This is a genomic window from Streptomyces sp. NPDC054794, assembly GCF_053611585.1.
This window is the reverse complement of the sequence record NZ_JBSHAQ010000018.1, coordinates 150,682-171,360: the sequence shown is the minus strand read 5'-3', so window position 1 is coordinate 171,360 and position 20,679 is coordinate 150,682. Positions and strand designations below refer to the sequence as shown.

The following is a 20,679-nucleotide window of genomic DNA, read 5'->3' as shown; positions in this document are numbered from 1 at the left end:
CAAGGGCTACATCGAGGACCGCCGTCCCAACGCCAACGTCGACCCCTACGTGGTCACCCGCCTGCTCGTCGACACCTGCTGCTCCGCGCTGGAGAGGGCCGGCCTGGTCTGATCCCGGCCTGAACCAGTGGAAGCCCGCCCCGGAGTCACGTCGGAGCGGGCTTGCGCGGCTGGAGGAGACTCTACGAGGCGCCCGCCGTTCCGAGCGCCCCCTCCAGGGTGAGCAGCCGCACCTTGCGGTCGAGTCCGCCCGCGTAGCCGGTCAGGGAGCCGTCCGCGCCGATCACTCGGTGGCAGGGGCGCAGGATCAGCAGCGGGTTGGTGCCGATCGCGCCGCCGACGGCCCGGACGGCGGCCCGAGAGGCGCCGATCCGCGTCGCGATCTCGCCGTACGTCGTGGTCGCGCCGTACGGGACGGAGTCGAGGGCGGCCCAGACCCGCTCCCGGAACTCGGTGCCCTCGGTCCGCAACTCCAGCCGGAACTCCTTGAGTTCACCGGCGAAGTAGGCGGCGAGCTGGTCCTCGGCCGCCCGGAACGGACCGCGGTCCTGCCGCCAGTCCGCCAGAACCGTGCGGCCGCCCTTCTGCCCGGGCACGGACAGCGAGGTCAGGGCCCCGTCCGCGGCGGCGGTGAGGAGGAGCGGGCCGAAGGGCCCGTCCACCCGCGTCCAGTACGTCATACCGACTCCAACTCCTTTTCCGCACACAGGTGTCGTACGGCGTACGAACGCCACGGCCGCCAGCCGTCCGGCACGTCCGCGCCGGGCGGGGCCACGTCGGGGTCGCCGAGGGCGCGGACCCTGATGGCCGCGACGACGGCCGGGTCCATACCGGGCAGGGCGAGCAGGGCCCGCTCGGCGTCGTCCCGGTCGGCGCCCGGGTCCAGCCGTACGACCCCGTCGGCGAGCGCGGCGGCCAGCGCCCCGAGGGTGCCGTGCGGCTCTGCCTCGGCGAGGACGGCGGGCTCGGGAAACAGATGGGTGAGGCTCCCGCAGGGGACGTCCAGCGCCTTGCCGTAGCGCAGGACGAGCCGCTCGGCCTCGGTGCGCCCGACCAGGGCCCGGATCGCGAACTCGGCGGGATCGGCGGCACCGGGCGAGCGCAGCCCCGGCCGGGCGGCGACCAGCGGGGCGAGCCGTGGGTCGGCGCCGAGCCGCTCGTCGACGGCGTACGGGTCGGCGTCCAGGTCGAACAGCCGCCGCAGCCGCTGCACGGCGGTCGTCAGGTCGCGCGGGTCGGTCAGGTGCAGCCGGGCGTCGAGCCAGCCGCCGGGGTGGGCGGCGATTCCCGCCCGGACGGTCGAGGTGCGCTCCTCGACGGCGACGATCCCGGTGCCGTACGGCAGCCGCAGTGTGCGCCTGAGGACCCGGCGGCCGGGCGGTCCGGACACCTCCTCGACGCCGGCCACCTGCTCGCGCGCGAGCAGGTCGAAGACGGGGCCGGACTGGTACGGCCCCCGGTGGGCGAGCCGCAGCGGGATCCCCGCGCCCGGGGTGGACCGGCGCGCGCCCCGGCCGCCGGGGGCCGCGGTGCGCAGCTCGCTCGGGGTCAGGGCGTACACGGCCCGGATCGTGTCGTTGAACTGGCGCACGCTCGCGAATCCGGAGGCGAACGCGATCTCGGTGATCGGCAGGTCGGTGGTCTGCAGCAGGACGCGCGCGGTGTGCGCCCGCTGGGCCCGGGCCAGCGCGACGGGGCCGGCGCCGAGCTCGGCGGTGAGCTGCCGCTGCACCTGCCGCGCGCTGTAGCCGAGCCGCGCGGCGAGCCCAGCGACGCCCTCCCGGTCGACGATCCCGTCCCCGATCAGCCGGACGGCCCGCCCGACGACGTCCGCCCGGACGTTCCAGTCGGCCGAGCCGGGCACGGCGTCCGGGCGACACCGGCGGCACGCCCGGAAGCCGGAGCCCTGCGCGGCGGCGGCCGTCGAGAAGAAACGCACGTTGCGCCGCTTCGGCGTCACGGCCGGGCAGCTGGGCCGGCAGTAGATCCCGGTCGTCTCGACGGCGAAGAAGAACTCCCCGTCGAACCGGGCATCCCGACTCCGCACAGCCTCGTACCTGGTGTCTTCGTCCCTCACGTGTTCCAGTGTGAGCGATGCCCAGGGCGCCCGGCTGGCGGAATTCGGACACCACCTTGCCCGCGCCGACCCACAGGCCACGACTGTGGGGGCCCCACGGCCCCACCCCAGCCCGAGCACCTCCGACCCCGACACCCGGAGACTCGCCCCCGCACCGGAGGCCACCGCCACCGGCCGCACGGCTGCCCGCCCCTGCGCCGGGCAGGCTGCCTCCCGGCACCGAGAGGCTTGGCCCCCGCGCCGGGACGCTGCCACATGCCACGGCTATCGCCCTAGCTCGGTCGGCGCCTGCCCCGCGCGGCCGACCGTCGCCCCCCAGGTCGGCCGACTACCGCCACCGCCCCCGCTTCATTTCCATCGCCGCCTTGCCCTCGGCGCCCCTCCGCTTCCATTCGCGGCGGATTTCTGAGCGCAGGCGCTGGTCGGTCTTGGCGGTGATCCACTGGTTTTCGCGCAGGAGCTTGCGGTAGCTCTCCAGTCGGCGTACCGGGAGGTCTCCGGAGTCGACGGCGGCCAGCACCGCGCAGCCGGGCTCGCTCTCGTGGGCGCAGTCCTGGAACCGGCACTGCTCGGCCAGTTCCTCGATCTCGGAGAACACCTGGCCGACGCCTCCCTCGGCGTCCCAGAGGCCGACGCCGCGCAGCCCGGGCGTGTCGATCAGCACGCCCCCGCCGGGCAGGGCGAGCAGATTGCGGGTGGTGGTCGTGTGCCGCCCCTTGCCGTCAACGTCACGGGCGGCCTGCACCTCCATGACATCCTCGCCGATCAGCGCGTTCGCGAGCGTCGACTTGCCCGCTCCGGACTGGCCGAGCAGCACGGACGTACCCCCGCCGACCAGCGCGGTGAGGACGTCGAGCCCCTCTCCGTGCCGGGCGCTGACGGTCAGCACCGGCACGCCGGGCGCCGACGTCTCCACGTCCTGGACGAGGTGCGCCAGCGTCACGGGGTCGGCCACCAGGTCGGCCTTGGTGAGCACGACCACGGGCTGTGCCCCCGATTCCCAGGCCAGGGCGAGGAACCGTTCGACGCGCCCGAGGTCGAGTTCGACGGCCAGGGACACCGCGACGATCGCGTGGTCGACGTTGGCGGCGAGGATCTGCCCCTCGGACCGCTTGGAGGACGTGGAGCGCACGAAGGCGGTACGGCGCGGCAGATACGTCCGTACGTAGCGCGGATTGCCGCCGGGCTCGACGGCGACCCAGTCGCCGGTGCACACGACCCGCAGCGGGTCGTGCGGGGTGACGAAGGCGGTGTCGGCCCGGACGACGCCACCGGCGGTGATCACGTCGCACTGGCCGCGGTCGACCCGGATCACGCGTCCGGGCAGCAGTCCTTCGGAGTCGTACGGGGTGAACTCCTCCGCCCAGGCCTCGTCCCAGCCGTAGGGAGCGAGCGCGGAAAAGGCGGAGAAAGCGGAGCTGGAAGTCAAGGGAGACCCTTCACAAGGGTGGCCCCGGCGAGCGCGCGCGAAACGGCGCGGCGAAGTGTGTGGTCGTCAGCCGGTGGCCACGGAGGTGGACTTGACGGTCTTCTGGAGGCGGGCAGCGCCCATCGCAACGACAGCCATCGGTCGACACCTCCTCGTCCACGCTCACGCGTCGCACACCCCTCGGCGTGCGACGCTCATGCTTCCCGCCGGGGGATCGCCCCGTCAATTGTTTTTCCGGCGGCCGGTACCGGTGATCGGTCCCGGTGACCGGTCAGCTCGCCGTGCAGCTGTCCCCGTTCAGCGTGAACGCGTACGGCGGGCGGTTCTTTCCGCTCCAGGAGCCGACGAAGCCGAAGGCGAGGGTGCCGTGCGCGGCGACGGCCTTGTTGTAGTCGGCGGCGGTGGCGGTGACCCGGGAGCCGTTCTGGGAGACGGTGGCGTCCCACATCTGGCCGACCTGCTGGCCGTCGCGGAAGGACCAGGCGACGCGCCAGTCGGTGAGGGCCCGGGAGGTGGTGATGGTGACGGTGGCCTGGAAGCCGTCGGTCCACTCGCTGTCGAGGCGGTAGTCGACCCGGCAGGTGGGTGCCGCTTCGCTGGTGGTGGCGGTGGCGGTGGCGGACTTGGGGCCGTGGGATTCGGACGCGGAGGAGCCCTGGGGTTCCGGGTCGGGGTTCTTGTGGTGGGACGCGCTCGCCGTAGCGGTCGCGGACGGCCTCGCCGGAGCGGAGTCGGACGGCAGCGGGTCGGCGGCGGGCAGGGACGGGTTGGGATCAGCCACCGGTTGGCGGTCGTCGCGGGCGGCCGCGTCGTTCTCGCTGGAGCCGCCGAACGGCATCATCGACACGCCGAGCGCCAACACCGACAGCAGCACGGCGGCGGCGAGCAGGCCGTTCCGCACGACGCGGTTGCGGCCCGTGCCCTCCGCCGGGTCGCCGCTCTCCAGGGCAGCCGGCTTCTCGGGGTGGCCGGCGCCCAGCCGGACCTCGGCGGCCCGGCGGCGGCGCTCCAGGTAGGCGAGGCCGCCCCAGCCGATGACGCCGCCGGCCAGGGCCGCGGGCAGTCCGCCACCGTGCAGTCGCAGACAGGCGGCGGCCTCGGCGCACTGCACGCAGGTGGCGAGGTGCCGGGAGAGATCCCCCGGGGTGTCGGCGGCGGGCGAGCGGGTGACCGCGTCGAGGAGGCGGGCGTAGCTGCGGCACTGCGCGTCCATCGGCGTGTCGAGGTGGGCGCGGTGGCAGCGGTCCCGGAACAGACCGCGGACCTGGTCGAGTTCCTGGGCCGCGGCGGCCGGGTCGAGGCCCAGGCGGCGGGCGACGGCGGGCAGCGGCAGCGCCTCGACCTCGGCGAGCCACAGCAGCGCGGCGTCGGCCTCCTGCATGTCCCTGAGGCCGCGCAGCGCGACCGGGCGCAGCAGGGGCGGTCCGGTGTAGCGGCCGGCCTTGTCGGAGTTGAGCCACAGCCTGAGGTCCGGGTCGAGCTTGTGGCCGAGGCCGTCCGCCTCCCAGCCGGCGGCGGTGGTGCGGACGGCGGTCAGCAGCAGCGGGATCATGGGCAGCCGGGGCGTGCGGCGGCCGGCGCCGCACGCCGGGGAGGTTCCGGCGGCCCGGGCCTCGCGCATGCCGAGCGCGTACGCCTCGGTGGCCAGCTGGTTGGCCGTCTGCGCGCCGGAGGTGCACAGGTCGGCGTAGGAGAGCACCGCGTCCCAGTACTCGGAGAACAGCGCGGCCTCGGCGGCGTCCTGGGGGGTCGGCAGGTCGGGCATGGGTCTCCTGCATCCACGTGCGAGGTCAACTAGCCATATGGGCAATGGAGTTGGGGGGAAACCCCGCGGCAGGCCACGAGCCTTTCACGTCTCCGACACAACTGACAAGCGGCCTATTCAAATCCGGCTACCGGCGGTCGCGGACCGGTTACCCGATCTTCCGCAACCGCCGGTTAGCCTTGGCGAGTTGACAGCCCGTCAGTCAGCGGATCGCGCCACGGCCACGACCCGCCCCCGCGCGTCCAGCGCCTCGACCCGGTACGCATACCACGTGTCGAGGCCGCGGTCGCCGTACCGGGCGAAGGCCACGAAGTACCGTGGCCCACATCCGCGGCCTCTTGTACGGACCGCGAGCGCATTCCGACTCACCGTCCTCCGCGTCGTCGACGCGGCGCCGGGCGAAGGAAGCTCAGGACCGCCCGTGGTGCGCCGCGAGCAACGCGCGCAGTCACTCCTCGCGCGCAGTCAGTCCTCGCGGCGCAGTCACTCCTCGTGCTCGGGTGTTCCCTCGCCGTCGGGCACACCCGCCGCTTCCGCCCTCCGTCCGTCGTGACACCCCTTGTGTCCGGCGGCCGGGGACGGGTCACACCTGGGCGGCTTCCCCGGCGGACTCGTCCTCCGTCTCCCGCGCGGAGAGGCTGTCCATGAAGGAGCTGACGGAGAACACGGCGCGGCCGGGTCCGGGCGGGCCGTAGCCGGGGGGCGAGGACAGACCGAAGTCGTCCATCGTGGCGCGGTAGGCCTCCAGGAGCCGGATGTGGTACTCCAGCGGCGCGCCCTGCGGGTTGGCCTTGCCGAGCGGGGTGGTCGGCTCCGGGCACCAAGTAGTGAAGCGGGGCGTGATGCCGTGCGACATGAAGAAGCGCAGGCCCTCGGTGGTGGACGCGATGGCCTCGTCGACGGTGGTGAAGCCGAAGGGCTCGGCCATCTCGACGCCGGCGACGAAATTGGGGATGACGTTGCGCGCGCCGAAGATCTCCGCCGAGTCGAGGATCCGCTTGTGCCACTCGTCGCGGCCGACGTAGCGCTCCTTGCCGGGGCAGTACAGTTCGAACAGGCGCCGGTCCCACACCTCGTAGTTGGGGTGGTAGATCTGCACGCCGTAGTCCTTGAACCGCTGCACGTCGTCCCTGGGCAGCGCCTGGGCGACGACCTTGCCGATCCAGCGGCCGGGGAAGCGCTCCTCGATGGCCTTGGCGTAGTGGCCGTAGAAGTCGGCCTCGTCGCGCCCGGCGACCGTCTTGGTGATCGCGCCGCCGGTGAGGGTGTAGGCGGTGGACGCCTTGGCCGTGTCGTACCGGTCGATGATCTCCAGCGCCTCCAGCACCTCCTCCACGTCCTTGACGCCGGTGTACGGCCGGCCGGCCGCCTTGTGCTGGCGCCAGTTGTGGTTGATGTCGCAGTACTGGCACTCCTCCTTGGCGCCGAAGTACTGGCACACGCGGAAGACGGTCAGGTAGATCAGGTAGCCCCACTGGATGGTCGGGGCCACCTCCATCACGGACTTCCCGTTGGAGAGGGTGTGCCGGTAGTACTCGGGCATGGGCGGCACGCCCACGTCGGCGATGCGCTTGCCGTCGAGGTAGAGCCCGAGCAGGCCCTCCTCGTCGGCGGCGACACGGTAGGGCGAGGTCGGGTTCACGCGCACCGACACCACGGTCCGCCGCAGGTCGTACGGTCCGCCGGTGAGGATGATCTCCTCCGGCGGGCGCCGCAGCGCGGCCTCGCCCAGCTCGGGCAGGGTGCCGTGGTCGAAGGAGAAGATGAAGTACGACTTCGGCTTGACCTCGCCGCTCTCGTTGTCGGAGAGCGCGGACGCGTCGAAGGCGACCCCGCCCCGGAGCAGGTCCTCCTTGAAGACGGCTTCCCGCGGTACATGCGGGAACCTCTCCATCAGATCCTCGACCAGCGCGGTGCGGCTGCCCATCCCGTGTCTCCTCCCGGCTCAGGCGTTCGGCTCCTCACGGTATGCCCCCGCCCGCGCGTCAGCCCTGCCGGGTCCCCTCGCGGCGCGCGATGTGTCCTGGTACGGGGGTCTGCGCGGGCAGCAGTGGGTCCGCCTCGGGGGCACCCCAGACGGAGGTCAGCGGCAGGGTTCCGGCCCACAGGCCCAGCCCGGCGTCGGGCCCGTCGCCGTCCTCGGGCGCGCCGGTACGGATCTTGACGGAGGCCTGTTCGAGCGAGAGGGCCAGCAACGTGGTGGCGGCCAGTTCCTTGCGGTTCGGCCGCCGGGCGTACGACCACTGCCCCGGCGTGGCGTGCTCGGTGAGCCGGCGCAGCCCCTCCAGCTTCTCCTCCGGGTCGATGACCTTGCGGGCCGTGCCGTGGATCATGGCGCTGCGGTAGTTGACGCCGTGCTCGAAGACGGACCGGGCGAGGACCAGCCCGTCGACGTGGGTGACGGTGACGCACACGGGCGTTCCGCCGGCCAGACTGCGGCTGGCCACGGACCCGTGGACGTAGAGCTGCCGTTCGTCACGCCCGTACACGGTCGGCACGACCAGCGGCCGCCCCTCGACGACCACGCCGAGATGACAGACGAACCCGGCGTCCAGGATCGCGTTCAGCTCGGCCCGCTCCACACTGCCCTGCTCACGGAGGCGGCGGTGGCGGGTGAGGTCGGTGGCGGGGAGCGTGGCGGGAAGGGGTGCGGGCAGGGGTGCGGGCTGGTCGGCGGGGCGCGCGTCGGCGGTCATGCCCGCGAAGGGTACCGATATCGCAGTAATAGCGCTAGAGAATTGATGATTACGGCGACCATGAGCGCCCGGCGCGACGAAATCCGCACACGCACCGTCACCTCACGCCACCCGCCCCAGCTCCCCCGGATCGACCGCGTACGTCAACTCACCCCCGCCCACCAGCCGTTCGACCTCCTCCACGACGGTCAGGCCGAGCCGGGCCACCTCATTGCCCTGAGAACCGGCGAGATGAGGGGTGAGGAAGGCGTTGGGCAGGTCGTAGAGCGGGGAGTCGGCGGGCAGCGGTTCGGGGTCGGTGACGTCGAGGACGGCGCTCAGGCGTCCGGCGCGCAGCTCCCCGACGAGGGCGTCGTGGTCGACCAGGGCGCCGCGCGCGGTGTTGATCAGGACGGATCCGGCGGGCATCAGCGCCAGCTCGCGGGCGCCGAGGAGGTGCCGGGTCTCGGGGGTCTGCGGGGCGTGCAGAGTGACGATGTCGCAGGTGCGCAGCAGCTCGTCGAGGGGCAGCAGCGGTACGCCCAGCCGGGTGGCCTCCGCCTCGTCGACGTACGGGTCGGTGAGGCTCACCCGCAGGTCGTGGGGGCGCAGCAGCTCGATCAGGCGGCGGCCGACGCGGGAGGCGCCGACGACGCCGACGCGGCGACCGTAGTTGCCGGTGCCGGGGAGCATGTCGCCATGGGGGAAGGCCCGGTCGGCACGGAGCCGGTCGCGGAGGGCGAAGGTGTCCTTCCCGGCCAGCAGGATCATCGCGAGGGTGTACTCGGCGACGGGCAGCGCGTTGGCGGCGGCGGCCGAGGAGACCGCGATCCCGCGCCGCCAGACCTCGGGCGTGGTGAAGCCCTTGACCGAGCCGGCCGCGTGCAGCACGGCGCGCAGGGCGGGGGCCGCGTCCAGGACGGGCGTGTCGAGTCGGGGGCAGCCCCAGCCGGTGATCAGCATCTCGGTGCGGGCGAGCGCCTCCCGTACCCGTGCGTCGGTGAAGTCCTCGGCCACCAGCGCGGGATCGATGTCCACGCGGGCGCGCAGCCGTGCGAGCACGTCCGGCGGAAAGACGCGCGGCACGTTCCGGGACGTCATGGCGAACAGGGCGCGGGGACGCTCGGTCAAGGACGTGACCTTCCGGGTGGGTGGGGCGACACGCGGGGGAAATCGCTCTCTACGGGCTCTCCACGGTAGATCGCGGCGAATGAGAGGGTCAACGGAGAGGCATTCTCGGGAAGGGAGGACCAGGGATGATGCAGACGGTCACCAACTGGGCGCGCAACATCACCTACACGGCCGAGGAGTTCGGGCGTCCGGACACGCTCGACGCGCTCCGCGCCCTGGTGGCCGGGAGCGCGCGGGTACGGGTGCTGGGCAGCGGCCACTCCTTCAACCGGATCGCCGACCCGGGCGACGACGGCCTGCTGCTGTCGATCGCCGGCCTGCCGCCGGTCGTCGACGTGGACCCCACGGCCCGTACGGTACGGGTCTCGGGCGGCGTCCGGTACGCCGAACTCGCCCGTGCCGTCGACGCGCACGGCCTGGCCCTGCCCACCATGGCGTCCCTGCCGCACATCTCGGTGGCCGGCTCGGTGGCGACCGGCACCCATGGCTCGGGCGTCGGCAACCGCCCGCTCGCCGCGGCCGTGCGGGAGGTGGAGCTGGTGACCGCGGACGGCTCGACGGTGACGGTCGCCCGGGGCGACGCCCGGTTCGACGGCGCCGTGACCTCCCTCGGCGCGCTCGGCGTGGTCACCGCGCTCACCCTCGACCTGGAGCCGTCGTACCGGGTCGAGCAGCACGTGTTCACCGGCCTACCCCTGGCCGGGCTGGACTTCGGGGCGGTGATGGCGGCGGCGTACAGCGTGAGCCTGTTCACCGACTGGCAGGAGCCGGGCTTCGGGCAGGTGTGGCTGAAGCGGCGCACCGACCAGCCCCTTGCGGACTTCCCGTGGGCCACGCCGGCGACCCGGGCGCTGCACCCGGTGCCGGGGATGCCCGCCGGCAACTGCACCGAGCAGCTCGGGGCGCCGGGGCCCTGGCACGAGCGGCTGCCGCACTTCCGGGCGGAGTTCACGCCGAGCAGCGGCGACGAGCTCCAGTCGGAGTACCTGCTGCCCCGGTCGGCCGCACTCGACGCGCTGCACGCCCTCGACGGCGTCCGGGAGGCGGTCTCCCCCGTCCTGCGGATCTGCGAGGTGCGTACCGTCGCCGCCGACGAGCAGTGGCTCAGCCCGGCCCACGGGCGCGACTCGGTCGCGCTCCACTTCACCTGGATCGAGGACACACAGGCGGTGCTGCCGGTGGTGCGCCGGGTCGAGGAGGCGCTGGACGCCTTCGCGCCGCGACCGCACTGGGGCAAGGTGTTCACCGTGCCGCCGAAGGTGGTCCGCGGACGGTATCCCCGCCTGCCTGACTTTCGCGCACTGGCCCAAAACCTCGACCCCCGTGGCAAGTTCACCAACGCCTTCGTGCAGGATGTGCTGGATGACTGACTTTGTACAGCCCCTTTCCTAACCCCTTGTCGAAAGTCCCCCGCAGCGCCTAGCCTGGCGCCGCGCCGGTGCCGACACATCCGCCCCGGCCAGGCCCGGACGGGAGGGGAGGGGCAGCCGCGTGAAGCGCACATCACGTGACATCCGCACCGCGAACCGCTACGAGGTGCTGCGCCAGATCATCGCCGAGTCGCCCGCCTCCCGGCAGCAGCTGGCCGCCACCACCGGGCTGAGCCTGGCCACGGTCGCCACGCTCGTCGGCGAGCTGCTCGACCTGCGGATGCTCACCGAGGTCGGCTTCGAGGACTCGGCCGGCGGCCGCCCCCGGGGGCTGGTGGCCGTCAACGCCTCGGGCGGCGCCCTGATCGGTGTCGACATCGCGGAGACGTACGTCCATGTCGAGCTGTTCGACCTCGCGTTGAACGTCCTGGCCCGCGCCGACGAGGACCTGCGGCCCGGCGAGAGCCGCCCGGAGCAGGTGGTCGGCCATGTGGCCGCGGCCGTCGGCTCGGTGGTCGCGCGGGCGGGAGTCGAGGCGGCCCGGGTGCTCGGCGTCGGGGTGAGCGTGCCCGGCCAGGTGGACCGCGACAAGGGCGTCTCCGTGTACGCGCCCAACTGGGACTGGCACGACGTGCCGTTGCTCGACCTGCTCGCCGAGCACATCGCCCATCCGCTGTATCTGGACAATCCGCTGCGGGCCTGCGCGGTGGCCGAGTTGTGGTTCGGGGCCGCGCGCGGGCGCGGGGACGCCGTGGTGGTGAACCTCGGCACCGGCGTCGGCGCCGGGCTCGCGCTCGGCGGGGGGCTGCACCGGGGCGTCAGCAACAGCGCGGGCGAGTGGGGCCACACCACGCTCGTGCTGGACGGACGGCTGTGCCACTGCGGCAACCACGGCTGCGTGGAGACGTATGTGGGCGCGCCCGGCATCATGCAGAACCTGCGCGAACTCAGCGCGCAGAGCTCGCTGTTGCACCCCGGGGACCAGACGGCGACCATCGACGCCCTGGCCCGCGCGGTCGCCGTGCAGGACCCGGTGGCGGTCAAGGTGGTCCGCGACACCGCCCGTTACCTGGGTGCCGGCATCTCCGCCCTGATCAACCTCCTCAACCCCGAAGTGGTGGTGCTCAGCAGCTGGGTCGCTGCCCGGCTCGGCGAGCCGCTGCTCGGCGAGGTGCGCGCGGCTGTCGCTCGGCACGCGCTGCGGCGGCCGCTGGCCGCCACCGAGATCGTCCTCTCCCCCATCCCCACCGACCCGGTGTGCCTGGGCGCGGCGACGTTCGCGCTGGAGGGCGCCCTGCAGTCGGTGGGCCACAGGACGGGCGCCAAGCGCACCACCCACGCAAGGAGCCGTACCGCACCGCCTTCATGACGACGGAAGGGATGCACGTGACTCACCCCCGCACCACGACACCCCGCACCAGGAGAACGGCCCTGCTGGCAGCCGCGGCCGCGCTCGCCGTGGCCGGGCCCCTGGTATCCGCCCCGCCCTCCTCGGCCGCCTCCCCCGAGGCCGCCGAAGTCTCCCCGCACGCCGCCCAGACCATCGACGACATCGGCGCCTCCGGTGCCTGGTGGGTCAACGACCTGCGGCACTTCGCCCCCGAGGTCCAGGCCCGGGTGGCCCGACTCCTGTTCTCCGCCGAGGGCCTGGACCTGAGCGCGTACCGCTACAACATCGGCGGCGGCGGAGCCGGCGTGACCTACGCGCCGCGCGCCCCCGAGGACTTCCTCAAGGACGACGGCACCTACGACTGGAGCAAGGACGAGGCCGGCCGTACGTTCCTGTACGCCGCCGCGAAGTACGGCGTCGAGGACCTGATCGGCTTCGTCAACAGCGCGCCCGCCGGGTGGACGACCAACGGCAAGAGCTGCGGCGGCCATCTGAAGGCCGAGAACGAGCGGGACTTCGCGAAGTACGTGGCCGACGTCACCGACCACTTCGCCCGCCAGGGCGTCCGGCTCGACTACATCAGCCCGTTCAACGAGCCGACGAACAGCTTCGACTCCTGCGGCCAGGAAGGCATGCTCGTCGACCCGTCCCAGCGCGACGACATCGTGCGCGCGCTCGGCGCCGAGCAGCGGGCCCGGCACCAGCGGACCTCGATCATCGCCGACGAGTCGACCAGCACGGTCAAGTTCAACTCCGAGGTCCCGCAGTGGATCTCGCAGCCGGACACCGCCCAGTACGTCGCCAGGCTCGCCCACCACACCTACGACAACCCGAGCGACGCCGACCGGGCGAAGGTCCACGAGACCTCGCGGGCGGCGGGCAAGCCGTCCTGGTCGACGGAGATCTGCTGCTTCGGCAAGGGCGGTACGGGCTGGGCGCAGGAGTACGACCCGACCATCGACGGCGGGCTGAACCTCTCCCGCATCGTCTACCAGGACTTCGCGACGGCGCACGACTCGGCGTTCCAGTGGTGGGTCGCGCTGTCGGAGATGTCCGGCAGCGACCCGCTCGCGCGCAACGACGACGGCTGGAACGACGGCCTGATCTACTACGACCCGAACTACGCCAAGAACGGCAACCAGAGCCTGTACTTCACCAAGCGCTACTACGCGCTCGGCCAGTACAGCAAGTTCGTGAAACCGGGCGCGGTCGCGCACAACGTGACGGGCGCGCCGGACGGCGTGGAGGTGTCGACGTACGACCGGAACGGCACCTGGGTGGTCGTGGTGAACAATCACAACACCACCGACACGGCGTTGAACCTGCACTTCAACGGCAAGTCGCCGGCGCGGGCGGCCAGGGCGGTGCGCACCTCGGCCGACGAGAGCTGGGCGGACGTCGCGAAACCCGCCGTGCGTGGCGGCACGGTCTCGGCGACGCTCGCGGCCCGTTCGATCACGACCTACGTCTTCGACCAGAAGGGGCACGGGGGTTCCGCGTTGACCGGCGCGCTGGTGGGCAGGCAGTCGGGCAAGTGCCTGACCGCCGACGCCGCGGGCGCGGCCATCGCCTCGTGCACGGGAGCGGCCGGGCAGTCGTGGTCGTACGACGCCCGGGGCACGCTCACGGACGCCAACGGCTATCTGACCGAGGGGAGTTCGGGTCCGACCGCGACGACCGTCGCGACCGGTGATGGCACCCAGCGCTGGCTGCTGAACTCCAACGGGCAGATCGTCAACGAGGCCTCGGGGCGGTGCCTGGACGTCAGCGGGGAGGCGACCGCGGACGGCAGCAGGGTGATTCTCTACAGCTGCAACGGCGGTGGCAACGAGGCCTGGACCAGACGGTAGTCACCCAAGACCGGTATCAAGGGCTGAGCTAGGAGACCGATGTCTTTCCGCACGACCTCTCCCACTCCCGACTACGTCGAGGACGTCTCACCGGGCAGCGGGGCGCTGCCGCCCCGGGCCTGGTACGCCTCCTCCGACGCCGCGTCACTCTCCCTGAACGGCGACTGGCGCTTCAGGCTGTCGCCGACGGCCGACGCGCAGGACGACTCCTTCGCCGAGGAGGGATACGACGCCGGCGCGTGGGACGAGGTCCGCGTCCCCGGCCACTGGGTCCTCCAGGGCGAGGGCCGGTTCGGATCCCCGATCTACACCAACCACCTCTACCCCTTCCCCGTCGACCCGCCCCGCGTCCCGACCGAGAACCCGACCGGCGACCACCTGCGCGTCTTCGACCTGCCCTCCCACTGGCCGGCGGACGGCGGCGCGGTGCTGCGGTTCGACGGCGTGGAGTCCTGCGCCCGCGTCTGGCTGAACGGCACGGACATCGGGGAGTTCAAGGGGTCCCGGCTGCCGCACGAGTTCGCGGTCGGGCACCTGCTGAAGCCGGCCGGCAACGTCCTCGCCGTCCGCGTCCACCAGTGGTCGTCGGGCTCGTACCTGGAGGACCAGGACCAGTGGTGGCTGCCCGGCATCTTCCGTGACGTCACCCTGCTGCACCGTCCGACGGGCCGTGCCCTGGACTTCTTCGTGCACGCCTCCTACGACCACGTCACGGGCGAGGGCACCCTGCGCGTCGACTCCGACACGGACGGCCGGGTGACCGTGCCGGACCTGGGCATCGACCTGGCGACCGGCGAGACGGCGACGGTCGCGGTGCGGCCGTGGACGGCCGAGACCCCGCGCCTGTACGACGGTGTGCTGGCCACCGAGGGCGAGCGGGTGCCGCTGCGCATCGGCTTCCGGACGGTCGAGCCGGCCGACGGCCTGATCAAGGTCAACGGCAGGCCCGTCCTCCTCAAGGGCGTCAACCGGCACGAATGGCACCCGCAGCGGGGCCGCGCCCTCGATCTGGAGACCATGCGCGAGGACGTGCTGCTGATGAAGCGGCACAACATCAACGCGGTGCGCACCTCCCACTATCCGCCGCACCCCGCCTTCCTCGACCTGTGCGACGAGTACGGTCTGTGGGTCGTCGACGAGTGCGACCTGGAGACCCACGGCTTCACCGAGCAGGCCTGGCGGGACAACCCGGTCGACGACCAGCGCTGGACTCCGGCCCTGCTCGACCGTGCCGCCCGCATGGTCGAACGCGACAAGAACCACCCCTCGGTCGTCATCTGGTCGCTCGGCAACGAGGCGGGCACCGGCCGCGGTCTGACCGCGATGGCCGAGTGGATCCACGACCGCGACCCGTCCCGGCTCGTGCACTACGAGGGCGACATCAACTGCCGTGACACGGACGTGTATTCACGGATGTACGCCGGCCACGCCGAGGTCGAACGGATCGGCCGCGGCCTGGACGGCGGCCCGCACAGGCGCCGCGAACTCCCCTTCATCCTGTGCGAGTACGGGCACGCCATGGGCAACGGACCCGGCGGACTCGCCGATTACCAGCGGATCTTCGAGTCCCACGAGCGGCTCCAGGGCGGCTTCGTCTGGGAGTGGATCGACCACGGCATCAAGGACGAGCGGTACGGCTTCGCGTACGGCGGCGACTTCGGCGAGGAGCTGCACGACGGCAACTTCGTCTGCGACGGCCTGCTGTTCCCGGACCGGCGGCCGTCCCCGGGTCTGGTCGAGTACAAGAAGGTGATCGAGCCGGTCCGGATCGAGGGCGACGGCGCTGACGGCACCGTGCGCATCACCAACCGGCACGACTTCGCCGATCTGTCCGCGCTGACCTTCGAGTGGTCGTACCAGCTGGACGGCGAGACGGTCGATTCGGGTGCCCTCGCGGTCCCCGCGCTGGCCCCCGGCGAGTCGGCCGACGTGAAGCTGCCCCAGCCGCCGGCGGCCCCGGGCGGAGCCGAGACGCACGGCACGGTACGGGCGCTGGCCGCCGACGGAACCGCGTGGGCGCCGAAGGACCATGTGGTCGCCTGGGGACAGTTCCCGGTGTCGGCACGGCAGGTGCCGTCGGTCGCCGCGAGCGACGGGCCCGTACCCGGCGAGGGGCTGATCACCCTGGGACCGGCCTCCTTCGACGCCCGTACCGGCGCGCTGCGCACCATCGGCGGCGTGGCCGTCACCGGGCTGCGCCTGGACGTGTGGCGGGCCACCACCGACAACGACGACGGCGCCGCCTGGCAGTCCGACGTCCGCCACGGACCGCTGTGGCGCAAGGTGGGCCTGCACCGCATGCGGCACCGCCTCGACTCCGTGGAGCCGGCCGACGACGCGCTGACGGTACGCACCCGGGTGGCCCCGGCGGCCCGGGAGCTCGGGCTGTCCACGGTGTACCGCTGGACGTCGGACGGAAGCCGACTCCGGCTGACCGTGTCGGTGCGTCCGGAGGGCCACTGGACGGTGCCGCTGCCTCGGCTCGGCATCCGCTTCGGGCTGTCGGCCGCCGACCGGGTGCGGTGGTTCGGCGGCGGCCCCGGTGAGGCGTATCCGGATACCAGGACGGCGTCGGTGCTCGGCCGTTGGCAGTCGACCGTCGACGACCTGCAGACGCCGTACGTCCGTCCCCAGGAGAACGGTGCCCGCCCCGACGTCCGCTGGGCGGAGCTCGGCGGACTGCGGATCGAGGGCGACCCGGAGTTCTGGCTCACCGCCCGGCGCTGGACCACCGAGCAGCTGGACGCCGCCGCCCACCTCACCGATCTCACACCGACCGACACGGTGTGGGTCAACCTCGACCACGGCCAGCACGGCATCGGCTCGCAGTCCTGCGGCCCGGGCCCGCTGCCCCAGTACCACCTGCGGGCCGAGCCCACGCAGTTCTCGTTCGTCTTCTCGGAAACCGGCTGACCCCCACCGTTCTTGCCGCTAGGCACCCTAGGAAATCAACTAGGTACCCTAGGTTCGGGTACTCGGCGAGCGAGTACCCGAACAGGAGGTGTCGTATTGGCCCGCGCGGGGCTCACCGCCGACCGGCTGGTCGCGGCGGCCGCCGAACTCGCGGACGAGGTCGGCTTCGAGAACGTGACCCTGTCCGCGCTGGCCCGCCGCTTCGGTGTGAAGGACGCGAGCCTGTACTCGCACGTGCGGAACCTGCGGGACCTGCGCACCCGGCTCGCGTTGTTCGCGGGCGCCGAGTTGATCGACCGGATCGCTCAGGCGGTGGCCGGGCGGGCCGGAAAGGACGCGCTGGCCGCCTTCGCGGGCGCCTACCGCGCGTACGCGCTGGAGCGTCCGGGCCGCTACGCGGCCACCCAGATCCGCATCGACCAGGAACTGATCGCGGACTCCCCCGAGTTGCGCCGCACCGCCGACCTCACCTACGGCATGCTGCGCGGCTACGGCCTCGACGAACCCGACCTCACCGACGCGGTACGCCTGCTGCGCAGCACCTTCCACGGCTACTGCGCCCTGGAGTCCGCCGGCGGCTTCGGCGCCGCCCGTGACGTACAGGCCTCCTGGGACCGGGCGATCGACGCCCTGCACGTCGCGCTCACCCACTGGCCGAAGGAGCACAAGACCGATGACTGAGCCCTGCCACGACGTCATGGGAGGCGGGCCCGTCCTCCTCGTCCTGCCGGGCGGCGCCGGGCATCCCATGGGCCTCGGCCCGATGCTGGAGCGCCTCGCGGAACGCTTCACGGTCGTGACGTACGACCCGCTCGGCCTCGCCCACGGACGACTCGGCCTGCCCGTGCCGGACCAGCGGGTGGCGGACTGGAGCGACGGCGCCCAGCGGGTGCTGGAGGCGGTCCTGCCGCCGGGCGAGTCGGCGTACGTCTTCGGCACGAGCTCCGGCGGCATCACGGCCCTCGACCTGCTGGCCCGGCACCCGCTTCGGCTGCGGCACGTGGTCGCCCACGAGCCGCCGTGTGTGACCCTGTTGCCGGACGGCGTGCGGCAACGGGCCGCGCTCATCGCCCAGTTGGAGCGGCATGCGCCGTCGCGGGAAGGCGTGCCGAGCAGCCCCATGGCCGTCTTCGTCGCCCATGTCCTGCGCCCCTTCACCGCCTACTCCCCGGACCGCGCGCTCTCCTCCGCCCGTCTCACGGTGACAGCCGGCTCCGACTCGCGCGGTCAGGTCCTGCACCGGACCGCCGAGTTGGTCGCCGAGCGGCTCGGGAGCCCCTTCACCGAGTTTCCCGGCGGGCACCTCGGCACCCTGGAACACCCCGTGGAATTCGCCGACCGTCTCGCGGAGACTCTGGTTCCGGAAGCACCCCAGGGGCACCGCTGACCACTTAGACTGGAAGCTTCGCGAAGGTCACGTGCGACCCCGGGGGAGGGAGCGCGCCTTGTCCCAACAGCAGCTCGGACGCGGACCCTTGAGGTCCGACGGCGCGAACCCGGCGCCCCCCGACGACCGCGACCCACCATCGGCCCGTTTCGTCGGCCGGCTCGGCAGCCTCGGTTGCGCGGCCGCCGGATACGGCGTCTTCCAGGCCCTGTTCGGGATACTGCCCGACTCCCTCGGCGGAACACCGGCCAAATGGCTGGTCTCCCTGGTCAGCGGGGTCGGTACGGCCCTCGCGGCCTGGCTGGCGGCGGCGCTGCTGCGGACACGGTCCGCGGGACCCACCCGGGTCGTCGCCGTGTCCGTCCGCGCGGCGGCCGCCGACCCGGGCCCGCTGCCCGGGGTCTTCGCCGCCACCTACGGGGCGCTGGCCGACCAGGTGACCGTGGTCGACGACCCGGTCCGCGGCCGGCTGACCGGCTGGTCGCACGCGCTGGGCGAGAGCACCCCGTCCCCGCCCACCCCCATAGGCACCGCCTACGGGCTGCACATCATGCTCGACCTGGGCGTGCCCGACGGCCGGCTGAGCACCGGCGACCTGGTGGACACGCTGTGGCGGCTCAGGCTGCCGGACGGCGGCTGGTCGGCGCGGTCGCAAGGGGCCGAGGCCCGGCCCGAGGTCACCGCGATGGTGCTGGGCGCGCTGGCGCGGGCGGGGTCGTCAGGCGACCGCCTGGCGGCCGAGGTGGACCGGTGCACGGCCGCCTTCACCCGGGAACTCGACCCGGCCGGACGGGACTCCACCCACGTCGTCACGACCGTGCTGCGCGGCCTGCTGCGCGCCGCGCCCCGCTCCCCGCTGCTGCCCGCGCTGCGCGAGGTCCTGATCGACGGCGCGATGGACGACGAGCGCCGAGAACACCTGCGCTGCTGGGGCTACCGCCTCCACCCGCCGTACGGACCCCCGTCCCCGCTGCACACCGCACAGACGGTGGTCGCCCTGGACCGGGCGGCCCGGATCCTGGGCGAGCCGGCGGGCGCGCGGGCGGCACGCCAGGACGGCGTGCGCTGGCTGCTGTCCTGCCCGGAGGCACGGCACCACACCTGCCTGGACGTGGAGAACCTGCGCGAGGAGGTGCGCCGGACGCGCAGCGACGACCCCAACCACCACGAGGTGCTGAACGTACGGCACTTCACCGCGACCTGGACCGTGCGCGCCCTGCTCTCCCCCGGCGCCCGGGAGGTGGCCCGCGCGGACGGCCTGGAGGCCGAATGGCGGGAGCGGCTGGACGGGGCGGTCGCCGCCGTGTGGGCCGGGCAGACCGACGGCATCTGGACCTGGGGCCGGGGTGACGGCTCCGAGCTGCGGCGGCCCATGTGGATGACCTATCAAGGACTTTCGGCGCTGCGGGCACATGCCGTATGGATGTATCAGCCGGGTGAGTGAACGCTCTTGTTCGCAACGGGTCCGGAACAGGTCCGCGAGGGGTCCGCGAGGGGTCCGAGGGCGATCCGCGGGGGAATCGAAAGGTGAGTGCATGGGTGGTCGGCAGGTCCTGGCGGCACGGCGGTTGCTGGCCGACACCCTGGGCGGAGAGCTGTCCGAGCACGGGACGCTGATCGCTGCCCGTGCTGTCGTGGCCGAACTGGGCTCGTCAGAACGGCTGTTGGAGCTCATCGCCGAGCTCGCCTCGGGCGAGGGCGATACCGAGGGCTGCGCCCGTCTGTCGTACCGGCACGTCCTCGGCTTCGACAAGCTGCTGCTCATCGACGGCGGCCCCCGCCAGATGCTGCGCGTGCACGTGTGGCATCCCGGCATGGGGGCGATCGGCAAGGAGGACGTCCACAACCACCGCTCCCCGCTGGCCTCCTGCGTGGTGCGCGGCCGGCTGGCCATGGAGCTGTACGAGTCCGGCGGCGACGGCGAGCTCACGGCCGACCGCTACCAGGAGTCCCTGTCGGACGGGTCCGCCGACTGGCTGCTGGAGCCCGCCGGGCGGGCGCGGCTGCGGCTGACGCACACCGGGCAGTACGCGGCGGGCAGTTCCTACGCCCTGCCCGCCCGCACCCTGCACCGGGCGTGGTGCGACACGGCCGCGCCGACGGTGACGCTGTTCCTGGAGACGGGCGCCGAACGGCGGCGCCACACCGATGTGTTCACGGCGGCCGGACCGCACACGGGTGCCGTGGCCAAGGTACCGATGGACGCACGGGACTACCTGTCGGCTCTCGGCGACCTGGCGGAACTGCTCAGGAGCTCGTGAAGGCCTGGCGTACGACGTCCAGGTTGTAGGCGTCGATGTCGACGGACGTCAGCTCGTCCCGTCCCAGCCAGGCGTACTCCTGGTCCGGTTCGGGCAGGGAGACGTGCCGGGTGAGCGGCTTGACCAGGAAGTTGTCCTGCCAGTTCTTGACCTCGTGCCCGCGGTAGTCGCTCACGAAGGAGGACTCTCCGACCCGGCGGACGACGTCTCCGAGCAGCCCGGTCTCCTCCTTGAGCTCGCGCAGCGCGCCGTCCCGGGGACTCTCGCCCGCCTCCAGCTTTCCGCAGGGCACGCCCCACACCCGCGGCAGGAACCGCTCCCGCTCACTGCGCCGCACCAGGAGCACCCGCCCCTGCTCGTCCATCACGACGGCGGCCGCCAGTCGCCTCTCGCCGGGGATCTCCATGTCCATGGTTCCTCGGTCCCTCGCC

The 20,679-nt window shown here is 72.8% G+C and carries 16 protein-coding genes and 1 pseudogene; 9 read left to right on the top strand and 8 right to left on the bottom strand.

What is annotated here, in order from left to right:
• Positions 1-112, top strand: a pseudogene (locus ACWGKT_RS21075) (glutamine synthetase); the annotation flags it as partial.
• A gap of 70 nt (positions 113-182) precedes the next feature.
• On the opposite strand, the gene ACWGKT_RS21070 reads toward ACWGKT_RS21075, so the two are convergent.
• From ACWGKT_RS21070 to ACWGKT_RS21040, 7 genes are all read right to left on the bottom strand, one after another.
• Entirely contained in the window at positions 183-680 is a 498-nt protein-coding gene (locus tag ACWGKT_RS21070) for a methylated-DNA--[protein]-cysteine S-methyltransferase (RefSeq protein WP_453274888.1), read from the bottom strand.
• The gene (locus ACWGKT_RS21065; RefSeq protein ID WP_453274887.1) at positions 677-2,077 is read right to left on the bottom strand and encodes a DNA-3-methyladenine glycosylase 2 family protein; all 1,401 of its coding nucleotides are present in this window, start codon (positions 2,075-2,077) and stop codon (positions 677-679) included. The genes ACWGKT_RS21070 and ACWGKT_RS21065 overlap by 4 nt, the downstream gene beginning before the upstream one ends.
• A gap of 328 nt (positions 2,078-2,405) precedes the next feature.
• On the bottom strand, positions 2,406-3,506 hold the full coding sequence (rsgA, locus tag ACWGKT_RS21060) for a ribosome small subunit-dependent GTPase A (protein WP_453274886.1): 1,101 nt from the start codon (positions 3,504-3,506) through the stop codon (positions 2,406-2,408).
• A gap of 271 nt (positions 3,507-3,777) precedes the next feature.
• Positions 3,778-5,271: a cellulose binding domain-containing protein gene (locus ACWGKT_RS21055; protein WP_453274885.1), complete on the bottom strand. Its 1,494-nt coding sequence runs from the start codon at positions 5,269-5,271 to the stop codon at positions 3,778-3,780.
• Between the two features lie 583 nt (positions 5,272-5,854).
• Positions 5,855-7,198, bottom strand: coding sequence for a radical SAM protein (locus tag ACWGKT_RS21050; protein ID WP_356152750.1), 1,344 nt, complete (start codon positions 7,196-7,198; stop codon positions 5,855-5,857).
• Positions 7,199-7,256: 58 nt separating this feature from the next.
• Positions 7,257-7,967 carry a pyridoxamine 5'-phosphate oxidase family protein gene (locus ACWGKT_RS21045; RefSeq protein ID WP_453274884.1) on the bottom strand — a complete coding sequence of 237 codons (711 nt, stop codon included), beginning with the start codon at positions 7,965-7,967 and terminating at the stop codon, positions 7,257-7,259.
• 102 nt (positions 7,968-8,069) lie between these two features.
• The gene (locus ACWGKT_RS21040; protein ID WP_453274883.1) at positions 8,070-9,077 is read right to left on the bottom strand and encodes a hydroxyacid dehydrogenase; all 1,008 of its coding nucleotides are present in this window, start codon (positions 9,075-9,077) and stop codon (positions 8,070-8,072) included.
• 125 nt (positions 9,078-9,202) lie between these two features.
• Here ACWGKT_RS21040 and ACWGKT_RS21035 point away from each other — a divergent pair, with 125 nt between their 5' ends.
• From ACWGKT_RS21035 to ACWGKT_RS21000, 8 genes are all read left to right on the top strand, one after another.
• Positions 9,203-10,447 (top strand): FAD-binding protein, encoded by a 1,245-nt coding sequence (locus ACWGKT_RS21035; protein WP_453274882.1) that lies wholly within the window; start codon positions 9,203-9,205, stop codon positions 10,445-10,447.
• Between the two features lie 121 nt (positions 10,448-10,568).
• A complete protein-coding gene (locus ACWGKT_RS21030; RefSeq protein WP_453274881.1) occupies positions 10,569-11,816 on the top strand; it encodes an ROK family protein in 1,248 nt (415 codons plus the stop codon).
• 11 nt (positions 11,817-11,827) lie between these two features.
• Positions 11,828-13,687: a glycoside hydrolase gene (locus ACWGKT_RS21025; protein ID WP_453274880.1), complete on the top strand. Its 1,860-nt coding sequence runs from the start codon at positions 11,828-11,830 to the stop codon at positions 13,685-13,687.
• Between the two features lie 39 nt (positions 13,688-13,726).
• Positions 13,727-16,600 (top strand): glycoside hydrolase family 2 TIM barrel-domain containing protein, encoded by a 2,874-nt coding sequence (locus ACWGKT_RS21020; RefSeq protein WP_453274879.1) that lies wholly within the window; start codon positions 13,727-13,729, stop codon positions 16,598-16,600.
• 96 nt (positions 16,601-16,696) lie between these two features.
• Entirely contained in the window at positions 16,697-17,281 is a 585-nt protein-coding gene (locus tag ACWGKT_RS21015) for a TetR/AcrR family transcriptional regulator (protein WP_453274878.1), read from the top strand.
• Positions 17,274-17,987 carry an alpha/beta fold hydrolase gene (locus tag ACWGKT_RS21010; protein ID WP_453274877.1) on the top strand — a complete coding sequence of 238 codons (714 nt, stop codon included), beginning with the start codon at positions 17,274-17,276 and terminating at the stop codon, positions 17,985-17,987. The genes ACWGKT_RS21015 and ACWGKT_RS21010 overlap by 8 nt, the downstream gene beginning before the upstream one ends.
• 58 nt (positions 17,988-18,045) lie before the next feature.
• Positions 18,046-19,431 carry a hypothetical protein gene (locus ACWGKT_RS21005; protein ID WP_453274876.1) on the top strand — a complete coding sequence of 462 codons (1,386 nt, stop codon included), beginning with the start codon at positions 18,046-18,048 and terminating at the stop codon, positions 19,429-19,431.
• Positions 19,432-19,522: 91 nt separating this feature from the next.
• Positions 19,523-20,248, top strand: coding sequence for a hypothetical protein (locus ACWGKT_RS21000; RefSeq protein ID WP_453274875.1), 726 nt, complete (start codon positions 19,523-19,525; stop codon positions 20,246-20,248).
• Here the strand turns inward: ACWGKT_RS21000 and ACWGKT_RS20995 are convergent.
• Positions 20,235-20,660 carry an NUDIX hydrolase gene (locus tag ACWGKT_RS20995; RefSeq protein WP_356152728.1) on the bottom strand — a complete coding sequence of 142 codons (426 nt, stop codon included), beginning with the start codon at positions 20,658-20,660 and terminating at the stop codon, positions 20,235-20,237. The two genes, ACWGKT_RS21000 and ACWGKT_RS20995, sit on opposite strands and share 14 nt — an antisense overlap.
• Between the last annotated feature and the right edge of the window lie 19 nt (positions 20,661-20,679).

Coding starts and splice junctions, on each gene's coding strand:
- ACWGKT_RS21070 (WP_453274888.1), bottom strand. CDS start 680: ATGACGTACTGGACGCGGGTGGACGGGCCCTTCGGCCCGCTCCTCCTC.
- ACWGKT_RS20995 (WP_356152728.1), bottom strand. CDS start 20,660: ATGGACATGGAGATCCCCGGCGAGAGGCGACTGGCGGCCGCCGTCGTG.
- ACWGKT_RS21050 (WP_356152750.1), bottom strand. CDS start 7,198: ATGGGCAGCCGCACCGCGCTGGTCGAGGATCTGATGGAGAGGTTCCCG.
- ACWGKT_RS21055 (WP_453274885.1), bottom strand. CDS start 5,271: ATGCCCGACCTGCCGACCCCCCAGGACGCCGCCGAGGCCGCGCTGTTC.
- ACWGKT_RS21000 (WP_453274875.1), top strand. CDS start 19,523: ATGGGTGGTCGGCAGGTCCTGGCGGCACGGCGGTTGCTGGCCGACACC.
- ACWGKT_RS21045 (WP_453274884.1), bottom strand. CDS start 7,967: ATGACCGCCGACGCGCGCCCCGCCGACCAGCCCGCACCCCTGCCCGCA.
- ACWGKT_RS21020 (WP_453274879.1), top strand. CDS start 13,727: ATGTCTTTCCGCACGACCTCTCCCACTCCCGACTACGTCGAGGACGTC.
- ACWGKT_RS21035 (WP_453274882.1), top strand. CDS start 9,203: ATGATGCAGACGGTCACCAACTGGGCGCGCAACATCACCTACACGGCC.
- ACWGKT_RS21025 (WP_453274880.1), top strand. CDS start 11,828: ATGCACGTGACTCACCCCCGCACCACGACACCCCGCACCAGGAGAACG.
- ACWGKT_RS21010 (WP_453274877.1), top strand. CDS start 17,274: ATGACTGAGCCCTGCCACGACGTCATGGGAGGCGGGCCCGTCCTCCTC.